Raw genomic sequence first — 24,286 nt, 5'->3', positions numbered from 1 at the left:
GATTACACCACAACGGGTCGGCACCACCGGCGTTGGTACAGTCCGTGCGCATGACCAGCCCGTCGTCGACATCGTCGTCCCCGCCGTCGTCGACCACGGCCCCGCACCGCGGCGGTGCGGCCCGATTCGCGGCGTCGACCCTGCTCGGCGTGGTGGGCCCGTTCGTGGTCGCGCTGCTGCTGTGGATCGTCGCGGCGCCCCGGGCGGAGCTGTTGTCGGTCGGTGACGGCCGGGGTCTCCGGCTACCGGACTCGGGGGTGGACGGTGGCAGCCAGCTGCTCGTGTTCATTGTCCTGTCGGGGTTCGCGACCGTGTGTGCGGTCATGGTCCTGTGGCGGCGTCACCCGCACCTGCGGCGGCCGGATGGCGTCCCGGCGCTCGTGCTGCTGCCGGGTGTGGCCTGCGCGATCGCGGCTGCGGCCGCGACGCCTCTGGCAGACGTGGTCGCGGCGCCCCCGGATGACGTCCCCTACGGCGAGGTGGTCCGGCAGGCTCCGGCGGTCGGGAGTCTGTTCTTCGACCGCATGGTCTTCGGCACGTCCGGCCCGTCATGGGACTGGTTCCCGCCGGGTCTCGACTGGGTGGTGTTCGGGGTGATGATCGCGGCGTTCACGGTGGCGGTGCTGGCGTACCTCGACGACCCCGAGGCACCCGTCAGCCCACCCCCGCCGGCGGCCGCAGCGTAGCGAACTGGTCGGTGATCCGGAGGCGCCGTTCTGCGAACGTGTACAGCGCCGCCGGCCGGCCGCCCGTGGGCCCGGGGGGAGCGCTGCGTCCGCACCGCACGAGCTCACCGCGGCGGGTCAGGACGCGCTGGAGGTTGGTCGGGTCCACCGGGTGGCCGAGGGCGGCGCCGTAGAGCTGCGCGAGGTGCGACAGCGTGAACTCCACGGGCGCCAGGGCGAACCCCAGGGTGGAATACGAGAGCTTGGCGGCGAGGCGGGCGCGGGCGCGGGCGACGATCTCGGCGTGGTCGTAGACGGTGTCGGGGAGATGGTCGACCCGGAACCAGGCGGTGTCGTCGGGGATGGCGGGATCCGCATCGCTGGGCAGGACACCGAGGAATCCGGAGGCGAACACGCGCCGGCCGGGTATGCGGGCGGGGTCCGAGAATTCCGCGACCGATTCCAGGTGGCTGAGCGAGCGCACGTCGACCTTCTCGGCGAGCTGCCGGGTGGCGGAGGCGGGCAGGTCCTCGTCGTCGCGGACCTCACCGCCGGGTAGCGCCCACCGGCCGGCGGCCGGCCCGAGCGAGTGCTGCCACAGCATCACGTGGAGCGCCGGTGCGGTGGAGCCGGGGGTCGGCCGGACCTGGGTCACCACGACGAGCACCTCGTGACCGGTGTTACACTGCATCATGTTTTCGATTGTAAGTCGAAAACGGGGCCGGTGGCGTATCGGCCCGGAGAAACGACCCGGGAGGGGGCAGCGATGAGCACTGCCACAGGACACGGCACGACGGTCGCGCCGCGGCCGGACACCACCGTCGGGCGGCTCGACTCGCCCCTGGCCGCGAGGATCCGCCATGACGGCTCGGTGTACACGGGCGTCGAGCCCGACGCGGAGTGGGCCGCCGAGATCCGCCGCCTCGCCGCCGAGCGCGACGCGGTGATCCTCGCCCACAACTACGAGGTCCCCGCCATCCAGGACATCGCCCACCACGTGGGGGACTCCCTGGCCCTGTCGCGCATCGCCGCGGAGGCCGAGCAGTCGACCATCATCTTCTGCGGCGTCCACTTCATGGCGGAGACCGCCAAGATCCTCTCCCCGGACAAGACCGTCCTCATCCCCGACGAGGCCGCGGGCTGCTCACTGGCCGATTCCATCACCGCCGAGCAGTTGGCCGAGTGGAAGTCCGAGCACCCGGACGCCGTGGTGGTCTCCTACGTCAACACCACCGCCGCGGTGAAGGCCCTCACCGACATCTGCTGCACGAGCTCCAATGCGGTCGAGGTCGTCGAGTCGATCGACCCGGGCCGCGAGGTGCTGTTCCTTCCCGACCAGTTCCTCGGTGCGCACGTCCGGCGCAAGACGGGCCGCGAGAACGTCCTCGTGTGGGCGGGCGAGTGCCACGTCCACGCGGCGATCAACGGTGACCAGCTCACCGCCAAGTCGGAGGCCCACCCGGGTGCCGAGCTGTTCGTCCACCCCGAGTGCGGCTGCGCGACGAGCGCCCTGCACCTGGCCACCGAGGGTGCGGTCCCCGCCGATCAGGTCAAGATCCTGTCCACCGGAGGGATGGTCGACGCCGCCCGCGCCTCGGGGGCCAGCGAGGTCCTCGTGGCGACCGAGATCGGGATGATCCACCAGCTGCGCAAGGCCGCGCCCGAGATCGACTTCCTGCCGGTCAACGACCAGGCCAGCTGCCCCTACATGAAGATGATCACCCCGGCCGCGCTCCTGCGCGCCCTCGTCGAGGGTGCCGACGAGGTGCACGTCGATCCCGCCACGGCCGAGGCCGCGCGCGGGTCCGTCGAGCGGATGATCGCCATCGGCAACCCGGGGTCGGGGGAGTGAGCGGCGCTGCACCCGGGGCCGACGACGACGAGCTCTTCGATCCCGACACCCGTGCGGACGCCCTGATCGCGGTCCGTCGTGCCCTCGAGGAGGACCTGCGATACGGCCCGGATGCCACGTCGCTGGCGACGGTGCCCGCGGACGCCCGTGCCACGGCCCGCCTCGCGACCCGCTCCGACGGCGTGGTGGCCGGGCTGCCGCTGATCGAGATGGTCCTGGCCGAGGTGCTCGGCCGGGCCGAGCCGGGGCGGGCGGATTTCTCGGTGACGCGCCACGCCCGCGACGGAGACCGCGTCTCGGCCGGCGACGTGGTGGCCGAGATCAGCGCCCCGACACTCGGTCTGCTCACCGCCGAGCGGACCCTGCTCAACCTCGTCTGTCACCTGTCGGGGGTGGCGACCGCGACCCGGGCGTGGGCCGACGAGCTCGCCGGCACGGACTGCGCCGTCCGCGACACCCGCAAGACCATGCCCGGCATGCGACTGCTGCAGAAGTACGCGGTGCGCTGCGGCGGCGGGGTCAACCACCGACTGGGCCTCGGCGACGCGGTGCTGGTCAAGGACAACCACGTGGTGGCCGCCGGCGGGGTGCTCCCGGCGTTGGCCGCGGTCCGCGAGCGCTTCCCCGACCTGCCCTGCGAGGTCGAGGTGGACTCCCTGGAGCAGCTCGACCAGATGTTGGACGCGGGCGTGGACCTGGTCCTGCTGGACAACTTCCCCGTCTGGCAGACCCAGATCGCGGTCCAGCGCCGCGACAAGGTCTCACCGGCCACCCGGCTGGAGTCCAGCGGCGGGCTGACTTTCGATGCGGCCGCCGACTACGCCCGCTGCGGGGTGGAGTTCCTGGCCGTGGGGGGCCTGACCCACTCCGTCGCGGTGCTCGATCTGGGGCTGGACATGTGAGGTACGCCCCACCGCCGCCTTCGGGCTCGGGCGACGGGCCGCGGTCCGCGTAAAGTCGAGGACCATGACGGGGTTCTGGGACTCAGGCGAGAAAAGCACGGCATCGGAACGACGATTGCAGCGGATGGAGGAAGCCCGCCGCCGCGTGGAGGCCGGGGAGAACTCCTCGCCGCCGCCTCCGCCCGCACCCGCCAGGAGCACCCGGCCGACTCGGTCCGCCCGCGCCGCCAAGGCCCCGACCGTCGATCCGCTCGCGGTGACCGGCGCGCAGTTCGCGGTGTGGCGCAGCGTCCAGCACTTCTGCAGCACCGACTCGACGCCCGACGCCCGCGGCGCGAACCTCGACCTCTTGGTCGCCTGGTCCGACTCGATCCAGCCGTTCCGGCTCCGGCAGCGCATCGTCGCCCGCCTGGACAACGAGGGCGCCTGGCTGCCCGTCTGCTACGCCAAGGACGGCGCCCGCGAGCCCATCACGCAGGCCCAGGCGGAGCGCTACCGGGAGGCCCGGATCGGTGAGACCACCCTGTCCGGCGGGGCCCAGAAGCCGCTCAAGGACACCGACCACCCGGACGAGACGCTCACCCTGTAGTCGGCCCGCCCTGTAGCCCACCCTGCACCCGGCCCTGTCGCGCCCCGACCCCGCCGGCCGGGGGTCAGCGGTCCCCGAGCGCGAACCGCCGCCCCTCGGGCTGCGGGCCCGTCGCGAGGACGATCTCCTCGGCTCCCGCCTTCGCGGCCGCCGCGTCGGTGGTCTCCTTGGCGGCGGTGACCTCGTCGTCGTCGTTGTTGTCATTGCCGTCGTCGTGGTTACCACAGGCAGGGTCCCCCTCGCCGGTGGCGCGGACCATCTCGCCGTCGCCGGGCAGGGGATCGACGGCCACGATCGCCCCCTCGTCCAGCAGGTCGATGATGGCCGTGCGCGCGGCGCGGGCGTAACGCAGGTTCCGCAGGGCCGGGGTGTCGGAGTCGGGCGCGGACGGGTCCACGTCGACCAGCCGCAGCGGCTCGCCCGACGGCGCCTCGTACGCCTCGCAGACGGATTCGACGAGCTCGTCGAGCGCCAGACTGTCCCGCTCGCCGAGCTTGTCCACGATGATCATGCGGGCACGCTCCAGCGCCGGCGCCTCGGGCTCGGTCGCGCTGTCGATGGCGGTTCGGATGGTCTCGAGTGAGGTCATACCCCGAGCCTGCCAGCCCGGGCGACGACGTGCAGCCGGTCAGCAGGGCCGGTGGGCGTCGTGTACCTCCGATACCACCGTCACCACCACGTCCTCGATCTTCCAGCTCAGCTCCGCCAGACTCCGGCGCACGTCCGCGAGCCGCTCGACGGTGATCTCCCGGCCGCGGGCCGGGACGAGGAACGCCTCCACGTGGAAGACGTGCCCCTCGTCGCGTACCCGCGCGCCGTGGTCGTCTGCCCAGTCGACGCCCGCCAGCAGCTCGTCGATCCGGTACACGAGCGGGTGCGGGTCCGTGCCGTCGAACCGGGTGGGTCGCGCATCGGCGAGTCCCTCGATCGCCCCGCGCAGGTTTGACCACCCGTCCCGGACGATCGACGCACTCACCACGAGCGCCGCCACCGCGTCCGCCCACCACAGGCCGAGCGAGATGCCCAGCACACCGACGATGGTGGCCAGTCCGGTCTTCCAGTCGGCGCGGTTCATGTCGGCGTCGGCGTAGAGCACCTTGTCGTGCAGCGCCTCGGCGGGACCGGTCTTCATGCGACCGAGGATGAGCGGCCCGACGACGGACAACGCCATCACCGCGATCATCAGCCACCCGGACCAGATCACCTGCCCGCCGATCACCACGACCCCCATCGGTGGGCGTTCACGGGTCAGCAGAGACGTTCCGGAGTCGACGACGAGGAACGCCCCCATCGCGAGCAACGCCACCCCCGCGACGAGGTGCCCGATCCCGACGGAGCGGTGCATACCGTAGGGGAAGCGGGCGGTCGGCGGCATGCGGGAGACCCGGATCGCCACGAGGAAAGCGATCGGCGGGAGCAGCGACAGCGAGTCCTCGATCCACGCGGCCTTCATCGCCTGCGACTGACCCGACACCGCGTACACCGCGGCGACGGTCACGGTCATCACCGCGAGGGTGGCCCACTCCAGGCGGATCGCCCGGCGCAGCGCTGCCCGCTGCTCGACGGGCAGGTCGTCGCGACCGAGCCCCGGGGCCACGCCCGCCACCGCGTGTTCGCCCCGGCCCCTGTCCCGCTCGTCACTCACGATTCACCCCCGGCCTCGGCGAGGTAGGTCTCCAACGCCACCAGCAGCGCGTTCTCCCCGAGCGGTGTGGCCATCACCATCTTCTCGGTATCCCCGTCCGGGGTGATCTCCTCGGTGTACGGCCTCGTCAGTGCGACCTCCTTTTCCCACGGCGAGTCGGAGGTCAGCCCACCCACGACCACATCGAGGTCACCGCGGGCCATCGCCATTGCCAGTTCGCTCTCCGCGCCCGGCGTCCACTCGACGTCCGCGGCGTGGGCTTCGGCGAAGCCGGTGACGAGGTCGACCTCCCGACCGGCGACGCGGCCGTCGTCGTACACCTCGGTCCACGGTGGGTTCTCCGACACGCCCACCCGGAGCACGCCGTCGGTGATGCGCGCGAGGCTGCCGTCGGTGTCCTTGGGTACAGGTCCGCCGCAGGCGGCCGCGAGGGTGGTGACGGCGGAGGTGAGAACAACGGCGACGACGCTGCGGGCGGTCGTCGACACCGGGCTGCGGGACGGGCGACGCACGACGGGATGGCTTCGGACCTGCACGATTCCCCCTCCGCGTGGAGCAGTTCAGGACGAGAGTTCCACCAGGACGCCGGGGATCTCGGCCAGCAGTTCGCGGGCGAGGAAGCCGGTCGTACCGATCCGGGCGGACAACCGTTCCCCTGCCCGCCCGTGGCTGTGGGTCGCCCACGCGGCGGCCTGGGCGGGTTCGGCGCCCCGGGCGAGCAGCCCACCGATGAGCCCGGCCTTGACGTCACCCGACCCCGAGATCCCGAGCCCGAACGAACCGGACTCGTCCCGCCAGAGTCGGCCGTCCGGGGCGGCGATCCACGAGGTCGCGGTGCCGGTCACCACCACGGCCCCCGCGCGCTCGGCCAGCGCAACGGCGTGTCCCGGGGTGTCAGCCTCCACGTCGTCCTCCGGCACGTCGAGGGTGCGGGCGAGTTCCTTGGGGTTGGGGCTGAGGACCGCGCGACCGTCGAGGGGGGCGAGCCCGCCGGGGTTCTCGGTGACGTAGGCCATCCCCAGCGCGTCAAGCACGAGGGTGGTGTCCAACCGGGGCACGACGTCCGAGAGCAGTTCCACCGCGGCGGCCTTCTCGCAGATCCCGGGGCCGAGCACCACGGCGTCACACCCCGCGGCGAGCTCGACGATCGTGTCCGCCCCCGCGGCGGTGAGTTCCCCGGCGTCGTCCTCGGGCAGACCGATCGATTTCGACTCGGGGATGTGGATCGCCAGCGACGACGACACCGACCCGGCGGTGGCGATCTGTAGTTTGCCGGCCCCGCACCGCAGCGTCGCCTCGGCGGCCAGCAGCACAGCGCCCGGGGTGGACCTGCTGCCACCGACGACCAGCACCCGCCCGCGGCCCTCCTTTCCACCACCGGGGGAGGGGAGCGCCCAGTCCCGCAGCGCATGGTGCGTGAGGACCGACTCGCTGCTCACCTCGCCGCTCATCTCGCCGCCTCCTCGTTCCCTGAAGGCGACTCTCGCGTGGTGGGCGCATGGCCGCGCTCCACGGCCGTCGTGTCGGCATAGCTATGCAGCTCGAGCCCCGCGCTGCCGGGGTGGTGCCCCACCGATTCGTGCCGCCCCGGGCGGTGCTGCCTCGGTGCGAGCTGCCGCTGGCGATAGATCGTCACCGAGCAGTTGGGCAGGGGGTCCTCGCGATCGACCCGGAGGACCTCCTCCTCGTCCAACTGCTCCAACGCGACCCGGAAACACATGATCACGGCCTGGTGGCTGAACACGCAGACCCGCTCGCCCGCGTACTGCTGCCGGAGGTCCGTCAGCAGGTACCGCACGCGTAGCAACACGTCGGTCCAGCTCTCACCACCCGGCGGGCGGTAGTAGAACTTGCCGATCCGGTCCCGCCGCTCCGCCTCCTCCGGGTACCGCTCCCGGATGCCCCGGCCGGTGAACCCGTCGAGGATCCCCAGGTCGCGCTCCCGAAGTCGCTCGTCGGTGAGCAGCCTGGTGCCACTCGCCCGACCGCCCGCCGCGCTGCCGCCGGCCGCCTCGAGCGCAGCCGTGGCCGTGTCCGCCGCACGGCGATAGGGCGAGGTGAGCCACACCGTCGGCAGGGCGTCCTCGGGTAATCCGCCGAGCCAGGTGCCCACTGCCCGAGCCTGTCCCACTCCCGACTCCGACAGCGGGGTGTCGGCATCACGGTGGTCCAGGTCGAGACGGTGGGCGCCGGCGGCACGGGCGTTGTCATTGGCGACGTTGCCCACGCTCTGACCGTGGCGGACCAGGAGGAGTCCGGCGAGTTCCGTCACGGCTCGAGGACCACCTTCACGGCGCCGTCCTCCTTCTTCTGGAACATCTCGTACGCGCGGGGCGCATCGGCCAGCGGGAGCCGGTGGGTGGCGAAGTCGTCGACGCCCAGCGGATCGTCGTCGGTGAGCAGCGGCATGATCTCCGGAACCCAGCGCTTGACGTTGGCCTGGCCCATCTTCAGGGTGATCTGCTTGTCGAACAACGTCAGCATCGGAATGGGATCGGCGGTGCCTCCGTACACTCCCGAGAGCGAGACGGCCCCACCGCGGCGCACGATGTCGATCGCCCCGTAGAACGCCCCGAGGCGGTCCACCCCTGCGTGCTCCATCATCTTCTTGCCGAAGAACTTCGGCATCAGCCCAACGGCGGCGTGCGCAGCGCTGGCGACCGGCGAGCCGTGCGCCTCCATACCCACCGCGTCGATCACGGAGTCGGGCCCGCGGCCGTCGGTCATGTCGCGGATCGCATCGCCGATCTCGCCGGGAACGTCGGTCGGATCGAGGACCTCCACCCCCCGGTGGGCCTGACGGGCCCGGCGCTCGGCCACCGGGTCCACACCGATCACACGGTGACCACGGTGGGCGGCGATCCGCGCGGCCATGTCCCCGATCGGCCCGAGGCCCAGAACGACGACCGTGCCGCCGTCGGGGATCTCGGCGTACTCGACGGCCTGCCACGCGGTGGGCAGGACGTCGGACAGGTAGAGGTAGCGGTCATCGGAGTGCTCGTGCGGCACCTTGATGTGGGTGTTCTGGGCCTGCGGGACGCGCAGGTACTCGGCCTGGCCGCCGGAGACGCTGCCGTACAACTCCGAATAGCCGAACAGCGCGGCGCCCATACCCTGGTCTCGGACCTGCGTGGTCTCACACTGGGTGTTCAGGCCCTTGTCGCACATGTAGCAGTGGCCGCAGGAGATCTGGAAGGGCATCACCACGCGGTCCCCGGGGTTTAGCCCGGTCACCTCGGCGCCGACCTCCTCGACGATTCCCATGGGCTCGTGACCGAGGATGTCGCCCTCGTTCATGAAAGGACCCAGCACCTCGTACAGGTGTAGATCCGATCCGCAGATGTTGGTGCTCGTGATCTTGACGATCGCGTCGGTGGGCTCCTGGATCTTCGGATCAGGAACGTCCTCGACGCGGACGTCGCGCTTGCCGTGCCAGGTGACTGCCTTCATGTGCGGGGCTCCTCTCTGGTCGTGCCATGCGCGTTCACGCATGCCTCCGACGGTAGTAACGGAGGGCAGCGTCCGCATCCGGTAACCGGGGGCCGCGGGTCGCAGGACGCTCAGGACAGCGCAGTGTGGTCGGGACATCATCGCGTTCGGGAGACCGTCGGCGAACCGGGGCTCTCGCTTCGCGATACCGGATAAAGTGATCGTCATTCAGATCGGATCGGTCGGTTACCCCGACCCCGTTGCTGGTGGTGACCATGAGTAGTCCGCCCAACGGACCCGGCTGGGGTAACGAGGGGTGGGGGCACGCCTCGTACGGAGAGCCTCCGCAGGATGCGCGTCGCTCTCCGGTGGTCTGGGCGCTCGGCGCGCTCATCGTCGTGTTGCTGATCGCCCTCGCAGGCACTGTCGGGTACCTGCTCGCGTCCGACGACGACCAGCCGGGCGCGGCTTTCGCACCCACGACGACCCCCTCCGAAGCGTGGACGACGAGGCAGGGCGCCCCCTCGGCCTCGACAGGGAACGGCACGCGCGCAGGAGTAGTGGCGGGGGTGGGGCCGTGCGACCCGGACGAGATCGCGGCAGAAGCGGGTATCACCCGCCGGGATGTGAACATCGATCGGTGCCTGGGCGACTGGGCTCTCGCTCATGTGGACGTTGCGGCCGGCGAACCGGCCGGGGACACGCAGTACATCCTCGGTCGCGCCGACGGAACCTGGAGTCGCTATACCGGCATTCCTTCGGGGATCTGCTCGGATGATGCGGAGGGTGACGGGATGCCCGCCGAACTGGCCGCGTTCCTGAACGAGTGCCCGCGATCTGAGGGCGCGGCGGGGGATCTGGGCCTGGCCACACCGATGTCGAGGCCGGCCTGCGATGGCCGGGGAATCGTGGTCCTGTATTCGGCTGTCACGCCGGGGGCCTACTCGGAGGAGATCTCTTCCGCGCTGTCGAGGCACCCGGGGGCGTCCTACCTCCGTACCGACATGGCGTGCCCGTCCCTGCGTTCTCGCGATGAGAACGGCAATGTCATCTACGCGGTCTACCGGCCGTCGGGGTACACGCGTGGGGAATTGTGCAGCGATGTGCGAGCGGTGGGTCCGCCCGCGTACGGCCGGTGGCTGGACACCACGAGCGACCCGACCGAGCTCGTCACCTGCTGACCCGGAGGTCGGCCGGGTCGGAGACGGGGTCAACGAATGAGCAGCGGAATGTGTTGTTCATCAGTGGTGTTGGCCCCGTGGTGGCCGAGCAGGGATGACTCCATCTTCTCGAGCTGTGTACGCGCGAGAATCACTCCTCCGGCGGCGATGCCGATGACGTCGCCCAGACGATCGGCGTGGTCTCGGTTGGGTCCGAAGAGGTGCTCGTCGAGTGCCTGCTCACGACTGATCACCCGGGCTCGCCCGGCCAACTCTGATCGCCACGTGTCCAGGACATCGTCGGCCGATCCCGGTCGCGCGTAGACGTGGCGCACTCGGGGCTCGCCGGCAACGGTCTCGACGTCGGCGAGCAGCGTCGGCGCCGCGTCTATGTCGACAACGGTTTCAGCAGTGACCATCCCGTGGTCTGCCGTCAAGATGAGCTTGCAGTCGCGGGGCAGGTCAGTGGCCAGGTCTGCGACGCTCCTGTCCACTTCGCGCAGGACCTGCAGCCACTCGGGAGATCCCGGCCCGTGAATGTGGCCGATGAGGTCGAGGTTGCCGAAGTATGCGTAGACGAACCGTCGAGCGCGAGACGGCTCGATGAAGGTGTCGAGTACGCCCTGGCGGACTTCGTCAAGAGAGTTCGCCGCCCGATAGTCGCCTTCCGCCCGGAACGCTGCACGGGTCAGGCCTGACTCGCGAAAGTCCTCCCGCATGACGTAGGTGACGTCGACCCCGTCCGCGGCGAGCAGTTCGAGCAGGCTCGGTTGCTGTTGGACCTGCCGGGGCGGGAAGCGATCTATCGCCGAGGGGCCGCTCGACGATTCGACCGTCCACCGCAGGGGGTTGAACGACCTCGGTGGTCCGCCGGACTCGTCGGAGATCCGAAAGCTGTATCCCACGATGCCGTGCTTGGAACACGGAGCGCCCACCGCGAGGCTGGTCAGGCTCGTCGCCGTTGTCGAGGGAAAGCCTGCAGAGATCATGCGGCTGGTCATCGCTGCGAGCGTGGGGGCATCTTCCGCGTGTCGGCGGATGAGTTCGGCGCCCAGCCCGTCGATGAGTACGAGTACCGCGTCCCGAGTCGGCAGTATACGCAGCGGGTTAGGTAGATCTAGACCCAGGGCGGCGGCTACTGACGGCATGACGTCGGCCAGCGAATTGTCCGACGGGCTGGCGGGAATCGGGCTCATTCACTCACCATCCCTCAAGACCCGCTCGGAGTGGGGGAAATCCGTGCCCCCAGGAGGTTCGGTTCACTCGGTGCGGCCCTCGTGGTGTCAGAAGGGTGGTGGGTCGATGAGTTCGTCGAGGCGTTCGTGGAGTAGGGCGCGGATGCCTTTTTCGATGTCGCTGTGGTGGGGCTTGTTGCGGGCCCACCAGCGGCTGGCGCTCTCGGGGGTGGCGCTGGCGGGGGTGGCTTTCTCGGGCGTGGTGTCGGTGGCCGCGGCGGTGGTGGAGCTGGCCGCGCCGGTGCTGGAGCTGGCGGCGCCCGTGCCGGGCGCGGGTGGGGTGGGGTCAAAGGTGCGGACGCGTTCGGCGTTGCGGCGTTCGGTGCGGTGGCGGGCGGCGCGGCGGGACCAGAAGGTCGGCTCGGCGTCGGCCTTCTCGTCGCCGGTGGGGTCGGGGCTGCGGCGTTGCTGCCGGGTCCACGCCTCGGTCTCGGCGCGGGCCTGTTCGCGCCGGTACTCGGCCAGTGGGCCGGAGGGTCGGGTGAGCATGGTGGTGCCGTCCGGGGTGCGCACGGTCAGAGTGCCGTCGGGCTGCAGGTCGTAGATCCAGTCGGAGAAGGTCTTGAACCGGTGATGCCGGCGGCACATCGCGGCGAGGTTGGCCTCGATGGTGTGTCCGCCCCGCTGGGGGTCGGCGTGATCGAACGGCACCACATGATCCAGATCACAGGCCTCGGCCGGGATTGCGCAGCCGGGGTGGCGACAGGTGCCATCGCGCAGCCGGATCCGGCGGGCCAACTGGGCACCGGGCCGGTACTTCAGTGCGGCGCGGGCGTCATCGGCGGCCCCGATGCGCGGGTCGATGGGCTCGAAGGTGGCTCCGTCGCTGGTGGCGAGCATGTCCAGCAGGGCCTGCAGGGCGGCCTGGCCGGTGCGGGTGAACTCCACCCGGGCGCCGCCAGCGTCGCGGGCGTGGTTGCCGGTGGCGATGACGGTGACCTTCGGCCGCAACGCCACCCCGGCACCAGGCGCGCCGGGCCGGCCGGGGCGGGCAGGGGTGCCGGCTAGGCCGGGATCGCCGCACACCAGGGACATCAGGGCGTCGGCGCGCCGCTCGGCGATCGAGTAGTCCTCGACCTCGCCAGAGCCGCCGGTGCCGGTGTTGGTGTCGGTGTCGGGGTTGGCGGTGTCGGCTTGGGTGTTGGCGGCGGCTTGGGCGTCGGCGTACTTGTGGTCTTTCACGCGTTGGTCGAGGGCCTCGGCCAGGACGGCCGCTTCCTCGGTGGCCAGGATCGCCGACACACTCGACATGCCGTCGACGCCCTTGTGGAACCGCACCCCGCGGGTGCGGGCCGCTTCCTGACGGCGCAGGCGGATGCCGTTCGCGTCGTAGCGGGCGATGATCGCATCGACGTTGCCGCGGATGGCTTTCTCACCCAASCGCACCCCGCCCTCGATCGCGGCGAGATACTCCTCGACGACCTGCCGCTGCACCGCCTCGAGCACATCGACGTGGACGGTGGCCATCTGCGAGGCCAGGATATTCGCRGCCTGCAGATCCAGCCGCCCCTGCGCCATCGCGGACAGGATCGCCGGATACCGCAGGTGCAGATCGAGGGCGAAGGTGATCATCCGTTCGGCCCGGCCCGTCGAGATCGCCATCGCCGACACCACGTACCCGGCCGCGACATCGATCGGATCGAGYACSGCATGACCGGGCCGACACTCACCGCCGCCCGCMCCGGACTCCTCCCGGCGCTGGCATTCGACAAACAACTCGTAACAGGCCACGAACCGGCGCGCCGCCGCACGATTCTCGCCCATCCACCCCTCACGCGCCGCCGCCCGCAGCCCCGACAGCGACACGGGCGCCGCGGAACCGGCGCCGCCGCCGGACGGGGACGGGCCACCGGACGAGGAGGGGCCACCGGACGGGGATGGGGACGGGCCACCGGCCGCGGCGTCTGCGTTACCGCCCATGTGCCCCACCCCCTGCCCGTCTGGCTGGTATCGAATCTGTGTTCTACAGTACGCACACACATTCGAGTACGCAAGGGTTTTCCCCCGACGCACCGGAGGAGCACAGGAGACGCGCCGGGGGTCGAGCAGCTAGGCCGAATCGCGCGGTTCCGGGCCGACGACGTCGAAGAGCATGGCGGTGAACTGCCCGTCGGTGTCGAGTTGACGACGGTGGAGGCGGAGCCGACGGGGGAGCAGGGGGCGGCCGGAGCCGAGGACCACCGCGCACTGGTGGATCCACACCCGGTCGAGCAGGCCGAGATCGGCGAACTGGCCGGCGAGGTCGCCTCCACCGACCACCCAGACGTCCCGCCCCGCCGCGGCCTCGACGAGGCGGGGGTGCAGGTCGGCGAGATCGCCGGCGAAGAACTCCACGCCGTCGACGGGGTCGAGGTCCCGGTGGGTGACGACCCAGGTGGGCTGTGAGTACGGCCAGACGAACGGTTGGCCGTCCTTGGTGAGATCCCGGCGGACCCACTCGAAGGTGTTCGCACCGCAGACGATCGAGCCGACGCCGGCGAAGAACCGGTCGAAGTGGAGCTCGGGCGCCGACTCGTCATCGGCCCCGGCAGTCGACCCCGGCGCGGCGCCTCCGGGAGTGGTGAAAAGCCAGGTGAGGCTTTCGTCGTCGTCGGCGATGTACCCGTCGAGGCTCGTCGCGGTGCAGTAGATCGTGGCCATGCTCATGAATCGCACGGTGGCGCGCGCCGCGCGAGGGGGAGAGGGCCCGTACTCAGCGCCGGCCGCGTGCCTCGCGGTAGATCTCGACCAGGGAGTCCGTGGAGGAATCGAAGGTGGGGCCCGGGTGGGTGTCGGCGGTGAGCGCGCCCAGCAACTCGCCGGCCTGGGCCTTGCCCAGCTCGACGCCCCACTGGTCGAACGCGTTGATGCCGAGGATCGCGGCCTGGGTGAACACGATGTGTTCGTACAGTGCGATGAGCTGGCCGAGGACACCCGGCGAGAGCGACGGCGCGAGGATCGTGGTGGACGGCCGGTTCCCGGGCATGACCTTGTGGGGCGCGAGAGTCGGGTCGACGCCGTCGGCGAGGACCTCCTCCTCGGTCTTGCCGAACGCCAGGACCCGCGACTGCGCGAACAGGTTGGCCATGAGCAGGTCGTGCATGGACACCGCGTCCGACCCATCGGTGGGGTGGGCGTCCAGGTCCGTGCCCGGGCGGGCGATCCCGATGAAATCGACGGGAACCAGCTGGGTGCCCTGGTGGAGGAGCTGGAAGAACGCGTGCTGGCCGTTGGTGCCGGGCTCGCCCCAGTAGACCTCGCCGGTGGGGTAGGTGACATCGGAGCCGTCGAGCCGGACCGACTTGCCGAGCGACTCCATGGTCAGCTGCTGCAGGTAGGCCGGGAACCGTCGGAGGTCCTGGGTGTAGGGGATCACGGCCTTGGACTGCGACCCGAGGAAGCACGTGTACCAGATCCCCAGCAGCGCCATGAGGACCGGTGCGTTGTGCTCGGGCGCCTCGGTGGCGAAGTGCTCATCCATCGTGTGGAAGCCCTCGAGCAGTTCGATGAACGCCGGTGGCCCCACCGTGATCATCACCGACAGCCCGATGGCGGAGGAGACGGAATATCGTCCACCGACCCAGTCCCAGAACTCGAACATGTTGTCCGCCGCGATGCCGAAGTCGGCGACCTTCTCGGCGGCGGTGGAGACGGCGACGAAGTGCGAGGCGATCGCGTCCTCGGAGCCGAGGGCCTCCACGAAGTGCCGGCGCGCCGCGTGCGCGTTGGCCATGGTCTCCTGGGTGGTGAACGTCTTGGAGGCGACCACCACCAAGGTCGTTGCCGGGTTGATCTCCGCGAGGGTGGCCGAGAGGTCGGCGGGGTCGACGTTGGAGACGTACCTGGCGCTGATGCCGGCCGTCCGGAACTGCCGCAGGGCGCTGTCGACCATCACCGGGCCAAGGTCGGAGCCCCCGATGCCGATGTTGAGCACCGTGTCGATCCGCTCGCCCGTGTGTCCGGTCCACTCGCCGGAGCGGACGCGGTCGGAGAAGTCGGCCATGCGTGTGAGTACCGCGTGGACGTCGGCCACCACGTTCCGGTCGTCGACGACGAGTTCGGCATCGGGCGGAAGACGGAGCGCAGTGTGGAGAACCGCGCGATCCTCGGTCGTGTTGATGCGGTCGCCCCGGAACATCGCGGCCCGCTGCGCCGGCAGCCGGGCGGCGTGGGCGAGTTCGAGCAGGGCGGACAGGATCTCGTCGGTGACCAGATGTTTGGACAGGTCCACGTGCAGATCGCCCGCGGTGACCGACATCCGGCGGCCGCGGTCCGGGTCGGCGTCGAACAGCTCCCGCAGAGACACCTCGCCGATCGACGGAACCAGGTTCTCCACCGCTGTCCACTGCTTCGTCGTGCTGATGTCGGTCATGGCTTCGAGGCTAACCGGGAATAACGGCGGGCCGCGGGCCGTTCCAGCGATGTGACCCCCGGAGTTCCGCCCGAAGCCCCCATCGCCCGCCAGGTCGAGCGCCTCGTCGAGCTCGGGGTGCCCGAGCTCGCCGGAATCACGGCCGATCAACTGCGGGCCCACGCCCGCGCACTGCCTGCCGGACCCGGCGACAGCGAAGGCGGTGGCGGGTCCGTGCTGGCCGTCCACCCGTCCCTGGTGCCCACCGCGCGACTGGCCACCCTCATGCGCCGCCACGGTAAGGCGGGCTTCGTCGTCGTCGACATGACCGACCTGGCCGAGTTCGTGCCCACCGACGACGTCCACGTCCCGGACGCCCCGTTATACCTGGTGGGGGACGTGACACGCGACGACGACATGCTGGACTGGACGCCCACCGACGCACACACCGAGATGGGCGCCCGGGGTCGTACCCCGCTCACCGTCTCCGAGGGGATCAGCTGGCTGCTTCAGCGCCCCGACCTACTGGAGCCCGGGAAGTGCTTCATGTGCATCGGCTCACGCAAACCCAAGAAGGGCGGCGGGCTGGACTCGCGGACGCCCGCACTGTGGATCAGTGGCGGGACCGGCCGCGATGGCAAAGCGAACAAGGGCGCACCCAAGGTGGGGTGGTGCTGGGCGAACAATCACCACACCTGGCTGGGCTTCGCGTCCACGGCGGGCAGGGTCGGGCCGGAAGAGTAGCCGGGGCCCTGGTTGTCAGTACAGCTAGTAGCCCAGGCGGCCCCGGCCGAGACGCAGCAGCATGCCGGCGAGGGTCTGCCCTTCCTCGCCGAGCGAGGAGAACCGCTCGTAGACCTTGAGCTCCCGGGTGTGGACGAGCTTCGTGCCGCCCGACTTCATGCGGGTGCGGCCGATGCGCTTGGAGATCTCGCTGCGGCGGACGATCGCATCGAGGATCTCGGCGTCCAGGCGGTCGATCTCCAATCGCAGTTCCTGGATTTCGGACTCTGACAGCGGGTCGTCGGTGCCGGCGGGATCGATGCTCATGACCGAATTATCCCACTGCGCCCCGAACCGGACGAATGACCGTCTAATGTTTCCGCCCGTGGAAGATATCAACACGTTTCTCGCCGACATCGGATCGGTGATCTGGGGACCGTTCGTCCTCATCCCGCTGCTGCTGGGCACCGGCCTGTTCCTGACGATCCGGCTGCGGATGCTGCAGTTCCGCAAGCTGGTCCCCGCCCTCAGGCTGGGGCTGCTGAAACGGAAGGACGACGGCGGCGAGGGTGACATCTCGCAGTACCAGGCGTTGACCACCGCCCTGGCCGCGACCGTCGGCGTGGGCAACATCGTCGGTGTCGCCACGGCCATCGCGCTGGGCGGACCGGGTGCCCTCTTCTGGATGTGGATCACCGCGCTCGTCGGCATGGCGTCCAAGTACTCCGAGGCGTTCCTCGGTGTGCGCTTCCGCGTCACCGACGCCCGCGGCGAGCAGTCCGGCGGCCCGCAGTACTACCTGCACCGGGGGTTCGCGGAACTCTTCGGGCGCACCGGCGGCAGGATCGGCCTCGTCCTGTCCATCGTGTTCGCGGTGTTCGCCGTCCTGGCCAGCTTCGGCATCGGCAACATGACCCAGGGCAACGCGGTGGCCACCCAGTTGGACAACTCGTTCGGCGTCCCGCACGTCACCACCGGCATCGTGATGTTCGTCCTCACCGGCGCGGTCCTCCTCGGCGGAATCAAGGCGATCGGCCGCGTCACCGCCGGGTTCGTGCCGCTGATGATCGTGCTCTACCTCGTCGGCGGGACCGTCGTGCTCGTGGTCAACGCCGGCCAGATCCCGTCGGCGTTCGGTCAGATCTTCTCGGATGCCTTCACCGGCACCTCGGCGGTCGGCGGCTTCGTCGGCTCGGCGATCCTCTACGCCATCCAGATGGGTGTCGCCCGCGGCATCTTCTCCAACGAGTCCGGTATGGGATCCGCCGCCATCGCGGCGGCGGCCGCCAAGACCACGCACCCCACCCGGCAGGGCCTGGTGTCGATGACCCAGACGTTCATCGACACCATCATCGTCGTGACGTTCACCGGTCTGGTGCTGGTGACCACGGGTGTGTGGCAGGAGGGCAGCGACAGCGCCGGGACGATGACCGCCGACGCCTTCGGCTCCGCGATCCCCGAGGGCGACAAGCTGGTGGCGGTGTCCATCGCGTTCTTCGCATTCTCCACCATCCTCGGCTGGTCGTACTACGGCGAGCGCTGCATGGAACGGCTCGTGGGCGCGCGCGGCGTCATCCCGTACCGCATGGTGTTCACCTGCGTGGTGTTCGTGGGGGCGGTCACCGAGCTCGAGGTGGTGTGGAATTTCGCCGACGTCATGAACGGCCTCATGGCCATCCCCAACCTCATCGGCCTCCTGGTCCTCTCCGGCCTCATCGTCCGCGAGACGCGCCACTACCTGGACAACGACCCGGGCCTGACCGCCACGGCGTCCCAGGTGAAGGAGTTCACGGGGGCCGGTCAGCGCTGATCCCGGGGTGTCGGACCGAGTGGGTAGATTGGACCCACGATGACCGACACCGCACACGCTTCCGCCCGACCGACCACGCCCCACTCGCCCCTCCTGGACGGGCTCAACCCACAGCAGGCCGCCGCGGTCACACACCGCGGCGGCCCGTTGTTGATCGTGGCCGGCGCGGGCTCGGGCAAGACCAGCGTGCTCACGCGGCGGATCGCGTACCTGCTGGCCGAGGGTGGCGCGCACCCGGGGCAGATCCTGGCCATCACGTTCACCAACAAGGCCGCCGCCGAGATGCGCGAGAGGGTCGCCACACTGGTCGGCCCGCACGCCGAGCGGATGTGGGTGGCGACGTTCCACTCGATCTGTGTGCGGATCCTCCGCGCCCAGTCCGCGCTGCTCGGGACGCGGAACTCGAACTTCACGATCTACGACTCGGACGACTCCCGGCGGCTGCTGGGGATGATCGCCAAGGAGCAGCAGCTCGAGGTCAAGAAGTTCACCCCCCGGATGCTGGCCACGGCCATCTCCAACCACAAGAACGAGTTGCGCGAGCCGTCCGAGGCGATGGACCGGGCGATGGAGGACTCCGACCGCACCGGGCAGACCGTCGCGGCCGTCTACACGGAGTACCAGTCGAGGTTGCAGGCGGCCAACGCCTTCGATTTCGACGATCTGATCGGGGAGACGGTCGCGCTGCTGCGTGCCCACCCCGAGGTCTCGGCGTACTACCGGCGGCGGTTCCGTCACGTCATGGTGGACGAGTACCAGGACACCAACCACGCCCAGTACGTCCTGGTGCGCACGCTCGTCGGCGGGGCGGCCGGGAACGACGACGACGAGGTGGGCGTCCCCCCGGCCGAACTCTGCGTTGTCGGTGACGCCGACCAGTCGATCTACGCGTTCCGCGGGGCCACGATCAGGAACATCGAGGACTTCGAGCACGACTACCCCGATGCACGTTCCATCCTGTTGGAGCAGAACTACCGTTCCACGCAGACCATCCTCACGGCCGCCAACGCCGTGATCTCGCGCAACCCGGGCCGCCGGGAGAAGAACCTGTGGACTTCCGAGGGCGCGGGTGAGCTGTTGGTCGGCTACGTGGCGGACAACGAGCACGACGAGGCGAGGTTCATCGCCGGGGAGATCGACAGGTTGGTCGACTCGGGTGAGGCCTCCTACTCCGACATGGCCGTGTTCTACCGGACCAACAACTCCTCTCGCGTGGTCGAGGACGTGTTCGTCCGACTGGGCCTGCCCTACAAGGTCGTGGGCGGCACCCGGTTCTACGAGCGCAAGGAGGTGCGCGACATCGTCGCCTACCTCAAGGTGCTGGGTAACCCGGACGACACCGTGGCGCTGCGCCGGATCCTCAACACCCCCCGACGAGGGATCGGGGATCGTGCCGAGGCGTGCGTAGTGGTCCACGCCGAGCAGCGGGGGATCGGGTTCGGCCGCGCGTTGCGGGACGCGGCCGAGGGAAAGGTGGCGCTGCTGCCGACGAGGTCCGTCAAGGCGATCGCCGGGTTCGTGCAGATGCTCGACGACCTGCGGGGGCGGCTGGACGGCAGCGGTCACGCCGCCGGGGAGGACTCGGCGCCCGATGTCGGGGCACTGGTGGAGGCCGTGCTGGAGAGCACCGGCTACCGCGCCGAGCTGGAGGCGTCCAACGATCCGCAGGACGCCGCCCGGTTGGACAACCTCAACGAGCTCGTCGGCGTGGGCCGGGAGTTCTCCTCGGAGGCCGCGCTGCAGCGCTCCGCGCGGGAGCAGGGCTTCGGGATCGAGGACGCCGGGGAGGCCGCGGGTGCGGTGCCCGACCAGACGGATGCCGACCTCGACGAGGGTTTGGCGGAGCCCGGGTCGCTGGCGGCGTTCCTCGAACGGGTCTCGTTGGTCGCCGACGCCGACCAGATCCCGGACGAGGATCAGGGGCAGGTCACTCTGATGACCCTGCACACCGCCAAGGGGCTGGAGTTCCCGGTGGTGTTCCTCATCGGCATGGAGGACGGACTCTTCCCGCACATGCGGGCGCTGGGGGACCCGGCGGAGCTGTCCGAGGAGCGCAGGCTCGCCTACGTGGGGATCACGCGCGCCCGCAAGCGCCTATACCTGACCCGCGCGATGATGCGCTCGTCCTGGGGGCAACCCATGACCAATCCCGGGTCGCGGTTCCTGGAGGAGATCCCCACCGAGGCGATCGAATGGCAGCGCGAGGAGCCGGCCGGTGGTGGCGGTGTCGGGGATGACGACTCGTATGTCCCGCGCCGCCGCTTCGGAGGCGGTTCGGGCGGGTACGGTTCGGGCGGGTACGGCTCAGGTGGAGCCGGGTCCGCGAGTGGACGGTCGTCCGGGATCCCCCGCGCGAAGGCGTCCGCCCCCGCCCTCGAGCTGGCGCCGGGGGACCGGGTCACCCATGACAAGTACGGACTCGGCAAGGTGCTGTCCTGCGACGGCAGTGGGCCGCGGGCCACTGCGACGATCGACTTCGGTGCGTCGGGCAAGGTCCGGCTGATGCTCATCGGGGGCGTCCCCATGCAGAAGCTCTAGAGCAGAGGCGTCATGGCGCCGCCGGGGCCGGGCCTCTCGAACTATCGAGTGGGCCCGGCCGGAACAGGTCGAACTGTCAGCTACCGAAGGCGGAGGCGACGCTGCCCGCGAGCACGTCGAGACCGTGCTCGGCCAGCCAGATGACGGGATCGACGTGCTGCTGGCCGTCGTTGACGAGCACCTCGAAGTGCAGGTGGGTGCCGGTCGAGAAACCGAGGTTGCCCATACCGGCGATCTTCTGACCGGCGTAGACGCGCTGGCCCTTCTGGACGTCGACGGTCTCCATGTGGCCGTAGACCGTCATGGTGCCGTCGTCGGACATGATCCGAACCCAGTTGCCGTAGCCCTGGGCGGGGCCCGCGTCGACCACGACGCCGTCCGTGGCAGCCAGGATGGGCGTGCCGTTGACGTTGGCGATGTCGATGCCCGAGTGCATCACGCCCCACCGCATCGCGTAGGGGGAGGTGAACGCGCCGATCGCGGGGATGACGACCTTCGGCCGTCGCGCCTGCTCCTCGGCGATCTCGCGCTGGGCGTTGATCTCGGTGCCCGCGTACAGCATCGTCGAGCTGATGTCATCGGTGGACGAGCCGTCGGCAGCGGCCGGCAGGACGACCGGCGCCGGGGCCGAGGGCGTCGCCGGCGCCGAGGTCGACGGTGCACCGGGCGCGGAGGTGGCGGGGGCGGGCTCCCCGTTGGCGAGCAGGGCGATGTCCCCGGCCTCGGCCGAGTGGGTGCTCGTGTCGCTCATGGCGGAGCCGGCCGAAGCCGCGGTCACCGCGGCGCCGGCCGCGACGGCCAGGACGGCTGCGCGACCGCGCAGTGCGTGCGGCGGCGCGGGCATCCGGTGACGGCCGACCCGGTGCGCACCGGCAGGGGGGATGACGACGGGAGTCGCGGCTTCCTCGAATTGCGACTTCTGCACCGTGTCGTTTCCCCTCTGCGTTCGCGCCGTGATCTTTTCGTGATGAACGTCGTCCAACGTAACGGATCGGCAACGGTGCCGCAAGGTTGTCGGCGGCGCGTGGGGGAGGGGTGCGTCACACCGGTGTGACTCGTGGTGCCCGAGGGGCTCCGGGGTGCCCATGTGTGGGGTGTGACGGTTCGGACTGCCGTCCGGTGTGATCCACTACACACAGCTACCCCCAGTGTGCGACGGGGGACACACCACGCGCCTAGGATGAGGCAGGACTCGGCTTTCAACAGGGCCGGGCGAATCTACCCACGTCAAGATGGTGAGCTGATGGATCTCTTTGAATACCAGGCAAAGGCTCTTTTCGCGAAGCATGACGTGCCCACCACCCCGGGGCGCGTCGCGGACACCGCGGAAGAGGCCGAGAAGGTTGCGGCCGAGATCGGCAAGCCTGTCGTCGTCAAGGCGCAGGTCAAGGTCGGAGGCCGTGGCAAGGCCGGCGGCGTGAAGCTGGCGGAGGATGCCAAGGAGGCCCGCGCCCGGGCCGAGGACATCCTGGGCCTGGACATCAAGGGCCACATCGTCAAGAACCTGCTGGTCGCCGAGGCCAGCGACATCGCGGAGGAGTACTACATCTCCTTCCTGGTCGATCGGTCGAACCGCAACTACCTGGCCATGTGCTCGGTCGAGGGCGGCGTCGAGATCGAGCAGGTCGCCGAGGAGTCCCCGGACCGCCTCGCCCGGATCAACATCGACCCCACGGTCGGTGTCGACGAGGCCAAGGCCCGCGAGATCGCGAAGGCCGGCCACCTGCCGGAGGAGGTGCTGGACGCCGCTGCGGTGACCATCGCCAAGCTGTACGACGTCTTCATCAAGGAGGACGCCACGCTGGTCGAGGTGAACCCGCTCGTCCGTACGCCGAATGACGAGATCCTCGCCCTCGACGGCAAGGTCACCCTGGACGAGAACGCCGAGTTCCGTCACAAGGAGACCTTCGCCGACTTCGCCGACGCGGGCACCACGGATCCGCTCGAGCAGAAGGCCGCGGAGAACGACCTCAACTACGTCAAGCTGGACGGTCAGGTCGGCATCATCGGCAACGGCGCCGGTCTGGTCATGTCGACCCTCGACGTCGTCGCCTACGCGGGCGAGAACCACGGCGGCGTCAAGCCCGCCAACTTCCTCGACATCGGCGGCGGTGCCTCTGCCGAGGTCATGGCCAACGGTCTCGACGTCATCCTCAATGACGAGCAGGTCAAGAGCGTGTTCGTCAACGTCTTCGGCGGCATCACCGCGTGTGACGCGGTCGCGAACGGCATCGTCAAGGCCCTGGAGATCCTGGGCGACGAGGCCAACAAGCCCCTCGTGGTCCGGCTCGACGGCAACAACGTCGAGGAGGGTCGCAAGATCCTCGCCGAGGCAAACCACCCGCTCGTGACCCTGGCCGACAACATGGACTCCGGCGCCGACAAGGCCGCCGAGCTGGCCGCCAAGTAAGAAGCTAAAGGACCTTACACACATGTCGATTTTCCTCAACAAGGACAACAAGGTCATCGTCCAGGGCATCACCGGCGGCGAGGGCAGCAAGCACACCGCCCGCATGCTCGCGGCCGGTACCCAGATCGTCGGCGGCGTCAACGCCCGCAAGGCCGGCACGACGGTGTCCCACAAGGACGCCGACGGTAACGACGTCGAGCTGCCCGTGTTCGGTTCCGTGAAGGAGGCCATGGAGGCCACCGGCGCCGACACGACGATTCTGTTCGTCCCGCCGCCGTTCACCAAGGACGCGATCATCGAGGCCGTGGACGCGGAGATCGGGCTCGCCGTGGTCATCACCGAGGGCGCCCCGGTGCTGGACACCGCCACCGCGTGGAACTACAACGTCGCCAAGGGCGGCAAGACCCGCATCATCGGCCCCAACTGCCCGGGCATCATCACGCCGGGCGAGTCGCTGGTCGGTATCACCCCGGCCAACATCGCGGGCAAGGGGCCGGTCGGTCTGGTGTCCAAGTCGGGCACCCTGACCTACCAGATGATGTACGAGCTGGCCGACTACGGTTTCTCGACCGCCATCGGCATCGGTGGCGACCCGATCGTCGGCACCACGCACATCGACTGCATCGAGGCCTTCGAGAACGACCCGGAGACCAAGGTCATCGTCATGATCGGCGAGATCGGCGGCGACGCCGAGGAGCGTGCGGCCGATTACATCAAGGCCAACGTCACCAAGCCGGTCGTCGGCTACGTGGCCGGCTTCACCGCACCCGAGGGCAAGACGATGGGCCATGCCGGCGCCATCGTCTCCGGCTCCGCGGGTACCGCGCAGGCCAAGAAGGAGGCCCTGGAGGCCGCGGGCGTCAAGGTCGGCAAGACGCCGTCCGAGACCGCGCAGCTGGCCAAGGATCTTCTCGACGCCATGTGATCCGCCCGCGGTGGCCCTCCCGGCCACCGCGAGTGAGCAGGCCCCAGCGACCCCCGTCATCCCCGGATGGCGG

The 24,286-nt window shown here is 69.9% G+C and carries 23 protein-coding genes; 10 read left to right on the top strand and 13 right to left on the bottom strand.

The features are described from left to right. Positions 1-50: 50 nt before the first annotated feature. Positions 51-686 (top strand): hypothetical protein, encoded by a 636-nt coding sequence (locus G6R20_RS11505; RefSeq protein WP_069389991.1) that lies wholly within the window; start codon positions 51-53, stop codon positions 684-686. Here the strand turns inward: G6R20_RS11505 and G6R20_RS11500 are convergent. Continuing rightward, positions 655-1,359, bottom strand: coding sequence for an NUDIX domain-containing protein (locus G6R20_RS11500; RefSeq protein ID WP_069389992.1), 705 nt, complete (start codon positions 1,357-1,359; stop codon positions 655-657). The genes G6R20_RS11505 and G6R20_RS11500 overlap by 32 nt on opposite strands. Before the next feature lie 72 nt (positions 1,360-1,431). Here G6R20_RS11500 and nadA point away from each other — a divergent pair, with 72 nt between their 5' ends. The 3 genes from nadA (at position 1,432) to G6R20_RS11485 (ending at position 4,008) form a co-directional block, all read left to right on the top strand. Then, the gene (gene nadA / locus G6R20_RS11495) at positions 1,432-2,517 is read left to right on the top strand and encodes a quinolinate synthase NadA (protein ID WP_163376500.1); all 1,086 of its coding nucleotides are present in this window, start codon (positions 1,432-1,434) and stop codon (positions 2,515-2,517) included. A 62-nt stretch (positions 2,518-2,579) separates the two neighbouring features. Then, on the top strand, positions 2,580-3,419 hold the full coding sequence (gene nadC / locus G6R20_RS11490) for a carboxylating nicotinate-nucleotide diphosphorylase (RefSeq protein ID WP_163376578.1): 840 nt from the start codon (positions 2,580-2,582) through the stop codon (positions 3,417-3,419). A 64-nt stretch (positions 3,420-3,483) separates the two neighbouring features. After that, positions 3,484-4,008 carry a hypothetical protein gene (locus tag G6R20_RS11485; RefSeq protein WP_163376499.1) on the top strand — a complete coding sequence of 175 codons (525 nt, stop codon included), beginning with the start codon at positions 3,484-3,486 and terminating at the stop codon, positions 4,006-4,008. A gap of 64 nt (positions 4,009-4,072) precedes the next feature. Here the strand turns inward: G6R20_RS11485 and G6R20_RS11480 are convergent, their stop codons facing one another. The 6 genes from G6R20_RS11480 to G6R20_RS11455 are packed head-to-tail and all read right to left on the bottom strand — an operon-like array spanning position 4,073 to position 9,103. Continuing rightward, positions 4,073-4,597 (bottom strand): hypothetical protein, encoded by a 525-nt coding sequence (locus G6R20_RS11480; protein WP_163376498.1) that lies wholly within the window; start codon positions 4,595-4,597, stop codon positions 4,073-4,075. Between the two features lie 39 nt (positions 4,598-4,636). Then, the gene (locus G6R20_RS11475) at positions 4,637-5,653 is read right to left on the bottom strand and encodes a cation diffusion facilitator family transporter (RefSeq protein WP_240341421.1); all 1,017 of its coding nucleotides are present in this window, start codon (positions 5,651-5,653) and stop codon (positions 4,637-4,639) included. After that, complete coding sequence (locus tag G6R20_RS11470) at positions 5,650-6,189, bottom strand: transporter substrate-binding domain-containing protein (protein WP_240341420.1); 540 nt, start codon at positions 6,187-6,189, stop codon at positions 5,650-5,652. Before G6R20_RS11470 ends, G6R20_RS11475 begins: the two co-directional genes overlap by 4 nt. 24 nt (positions 6,190-6,213) lie before the next feature. Next, positions 6,214-7,104, bottom strand: coding sequence for an NAD(P)H-hydrate dehydratase (locus G6R20_RS11465; RefSeq protein ID WP_163376497.1), 891 nt, complete (start codon positions 7,102-7,104; stop codon positions 6,214-6,216). Further along, positions 7,101-7,925, bottom strand: coding sequence for a histidine phosphatase family protein (locus G6R20_RS11460; RefSeq protein ID WP_159148631.1), 825 nt, complete (start codon positions 7,923-7,925; stop codon positions 7,101-7,103). Before G6R20_RS11460 ends, G6R20_RS11465 begins: the two co-directional genes overlap by 4 nt. After that, positions 7,922-9,103 carry a zinc-dependent alcohol dehydrogenase gene (locus tag G6R20_RS11455; protein ID WP_163376496.1) on the bottom strand — a complete coding sequence of 394 codons (1,182 nt, stop codon included), beginning with the start codon at positions 9,101-9,103 and terminating at the stop codon, positions 7,922-7,924. Before G6R20_RS11455 ends, G6R20_RS11460 begins: the two co-directional genes overlap by 4 nt. Positions 9,104-9,357: 254 nt before the next feature. Between G6R20_RS11455 and G6R20_RS18750 the strand changes: the two genes are divergently transcribed. Further along, positions 9,358-10,263, top strand: a complete 906-nt coding sequence (locus tag G6R20_RS18750; protein WP_240341419.1) for a serine/threonine protein kinase — start codon at positions 9,358-9,360, stop codon at positions 10,261-10,263. Between the two features lie 29 nt (positions 10,264-10,292). Here G6R20_RS18750 and G6R20_RS11445 read toward each other — a convergent pair whose 3' ends face one another. The 4 genes from G6R20_RS11445 to pgi all read right to left on the bottom strand — a co-directional run bounded on the left by G6R20_RS11445 (position 10,293) and on the right by pgi (position 15,828). Beyond that, entirely contained in the window at positions 10,293-11,438 is a 1,146-nt protein-coding gene (locus tag G6R20_RS11445) for a nucleotide pyrophosphatase/phosphodiesterase family protein (protein WP_163376495.1), read from the bottom strand. A gap of 87 nt (positions 11,439-11,525) precedes the next feature. Next, a complete protein-coding gene (locus G6R20_RS11440; RefSeq protein ID WP_163376494.1) occupies positions 11,526-13,397 on the bottom strand; it encodes an HNH endonuclease signature motif containing protein in 1,872 nt (623 codons plus the stop codon). A gap of 129 nt (positions 13,398-13,526) precedes the next feature. Beyond that, the gene (locus G6R20_RS11435; RefSeq protein WP_235027780.1) at positions 13,527-14,123 is read right to left on the bottom strand and encodes a dihydrofolate reductase family protein; all 597 of its coding nucleotides are present in this window, start codon (positions 14,121-14,123) and stop codon (positions 13,527-13,529) included. A 46-nt stretch (positions 14,124-14,169) separates the two neighbouring features. Continuing rightward, a complete protein-coding gene (gene pgi / locus G6R20_RS11430; RefSeq protein ID WP_069388782.1) occupies positions 14,170-15,828 on the bottom strand; it encodes a glucose-6-phosphate isomerase in 1,659 nt (552 codons plus the stop codon). A gap of 51 nt (positions 15,829-15,879) precedes the next feature. Between pgi and G6R20_RS11425 the strand changes: the two genes are divergently transcribed. Next, positions 15,880-16,551 carry a DUF5701 family protein gene (locus G6R20_RS11425; protein ID WP_069388781.1) on the top strand — a complete coding sequence of 224 codons (672 nt, stop codon included), beginning with the start codon at positions 15,880-15,882 and terminating at the stop codon, positions 16,549-16,551. 24 nt (positions 16,552-16,575) lie between these two features. Here the strand turns inward: G6R20_RS11425 and G6R20_RS11420 are convergent, their stop codons facing one another. Next, positions 16,576-16,857 (bottom strand): chorismate mutase, encoded by a 282-nt coding sequence (locus tag G6R20_RS11420; RefSeq protein ID WP_069388780.1) that lies wholly within the window; start codon positions 16,855-16,857, stop codon positions 16,576-16,578. Positions 16,858-16,903: 46 nt separating this feature from the next. Here G6R20_RS11420 and G6R20_RS11415 point away from each other — a divergent pair, with 46 nt between their 5' ends. After that, positions 16,904-18,340: a sodium:alanine symporter family protein gene (locus G6R20_RS11415; protein ID WP_096907084.1), complete on the top strand. Its 1,437-nt coding sequence runs from the start codon at positions 16,904-16,906 to the stop codon at positions 18,338-18,340. A gap of 39 nt (positions 18,341-18,379) precedes the next feature. Then, on the top strand, positions 18,380-20,878 hold the full coding sequence (locus G6R20_RS11410) for a UvrD-helicase domain-containing protein (protein ID WP_069388778.1): 2,499 nt from the start codon (positions 18,380-18,382) through the stop codon (positions 20,876-20,878). Between the two features lie 76 nt (positions 20,879-20,954). Here G6R20_RS11410 and G6R20_RS11405 read toward each other — a convergent pair whose 3' ends face one another. Beyond that, positions 20,955-21,803, bottom strand: a complete 849-nt coding sequence (locus tag G6R20_RS11405; RefSeq protein WP_240341418.1) for a M23 family metallopeptidase — start codon at positions 21,801-21,803, stop codon at positions 20,955-20,957. Between the two features lie 318 nt (positions 21,804-22,121). Here G6R20_RS11405 and sucC point away from each other — a divergent pair, with 318 nt between their 5' ends. After that, positions 22,122-23,288, top strand: coding sequence for an ADP-forming succinate--CoA ligase subunit beta (sucC, locus tag G6R20_RS11400; RefSeq protein WP_067717323.1), 1,167 nt, complete (start codon positions 22,122-22,124; stop codon positions 23,286-23,288). 22 nt (positions 23,289-23,310) lie between these two features. Then, positions 23,311-24,213: a succinate--CoA ligase subunit alpha gene (sucD, locus tag G6R20_RS11395; protein WP_067717326.1), complete on the top strand. Its 903-nt coding sequence runs from the start codon at positions 23,311-23,313 to the stop codon at positions 24,211-24,213. The last annotated feature ends 73 nt before the right edge of the window (positions 24,214-24,286 follow it).

It is taken from the genome of Dietzia sp. Alg238-R159, from assembly GCF_900537145.1.
Lineage (GTDB): Bacteria > Actinomycetota > Actinomycetes > Mycobacteriales > Mycobacteriaceae > Dietzia > Dietzia kunjamensis.
This window is presented reverse-complemented; position numbering and strand designations above follow the sequence as displayed.

What these genes read in the sequence shown, in the direction of transcription:
- G6R20_RS11420 (WP_069388780.1), bottom strand. Translation starts at nt 16,857, where the DNA reads ATGAGCATCGATCCCGCCGGCACCGACGACCCGCTGTCAGAGTCCGAA.
- G6R20_RS11445 (WP_163376495.1), bottom strand. Translation starts at nt 11,438, where the DNA reads ATGAGCCCGATTCCCGCCAGCCCGTCGGACAATTCGCTGGCCGACGTC.
- pgi (WP_069388782.1), bottom strand. Translation starts at nt 15,828, where the DNA reads ATGACCGACATCAGCACGACGAAGCAGTGGACAGCGGTGGAGAACCTG.
- G6R20_RS11410 (WP_069388778.1), top strand. Translation starts at nt 18,380, where the DNA reads ATGACCGACACCGCACACGCTTCCGCCCGACCGACCACGCCCCACTCG.
- G6R20_RS11480 (WP_163376498.1), bottom strand. Translation starts at nt 4,597, where the DNA reads ATGACCTCACTCGAGACCATCCGAACCGCCATCGACAGCGCGACCGAG.
- G6R20_RS11435 (WP_235027780.1), bottom strand. Translation starts at nt 14,123, where the DNA reads ATGAGCATGGCCACGATCTACTGCACCGCGACGAGCCTCGACGGGTAC.
- G6R20_RS11505 (WP_069389991.1), top strand. Translation starts at nt 51, where the DNA reads ATGACCAGCCCGTCGTCGACATCGTCGTCCCCGCCGTCGTCGACCACG.
- sucC (WP_067717323.1), top strand. Translation starts at nt 22,122, where the DNA reads ATGGATCTCTTTGAATACCAGGCAAAGGCTCTTTTCGCGAAGCATGAC.
- G6R20_RS11465 (WP_163376497.1), bottom strand. Translation starts at nt 7,104, where the DNA reads ATGAGCGGCGAGGTGAGCAGCGAGTCGGTCCTCACGCACCATGCGCTG.
- G6R20_RS11455 (WP_163376496.1), bottom strand. Translation starts at nt 9,103, where the DNA reads ATGAAGGCAGTCACCTGGCACGGCAAGCGCGACGTCCGCGTCGAGGAC.
- G6R20_RS11500 (WP_069389992.1), bottom strand. Translation starts at nt 1,359, where the DNA reads ATGATGCAGTGTAACACCGGTCACGAGGTGCTCGTCGTGGTGACCCAG.
- G6R20_RS11485 (WP_163376499.1), top strand. Translation starts at nt 3,484, where the DNA reads ATGACGGGGTTCTGGGACTCAGGCGAGAAAAGCACGGCATCGGAACGA.
- nadA (WP_163376500.1), top strand. Translation starts at nt 1,432, where the DNA reads ATGAGCACTGCCACAGGACACGGCACGACGGTCGCGCCGCGGCCGGAC.
- G6R20_RS11415 (WP_096907084.1), top strand. Translation starts at nt 16,904, where the DNA reads ATGTTTCCGCCCGTGGAAGATATCAACACGTTTCTCGCCGACATCGGA.
- G6R20_RS18750 (WP_240341419.1), top strand. Translation starts at nt 9,358, where the DNA reads ATGAGTAGTCCGCCCAACGGACCCGGCTGGGGTAACGAGGGGTGGGGG.
- sucD (WP_067717326.1), top strand. Translation starts at nt 23,311, where the DNA reads ATGTCGATTTTCCTCAACAAGGACAACAAGGTCATCGTCCAGGGCATC.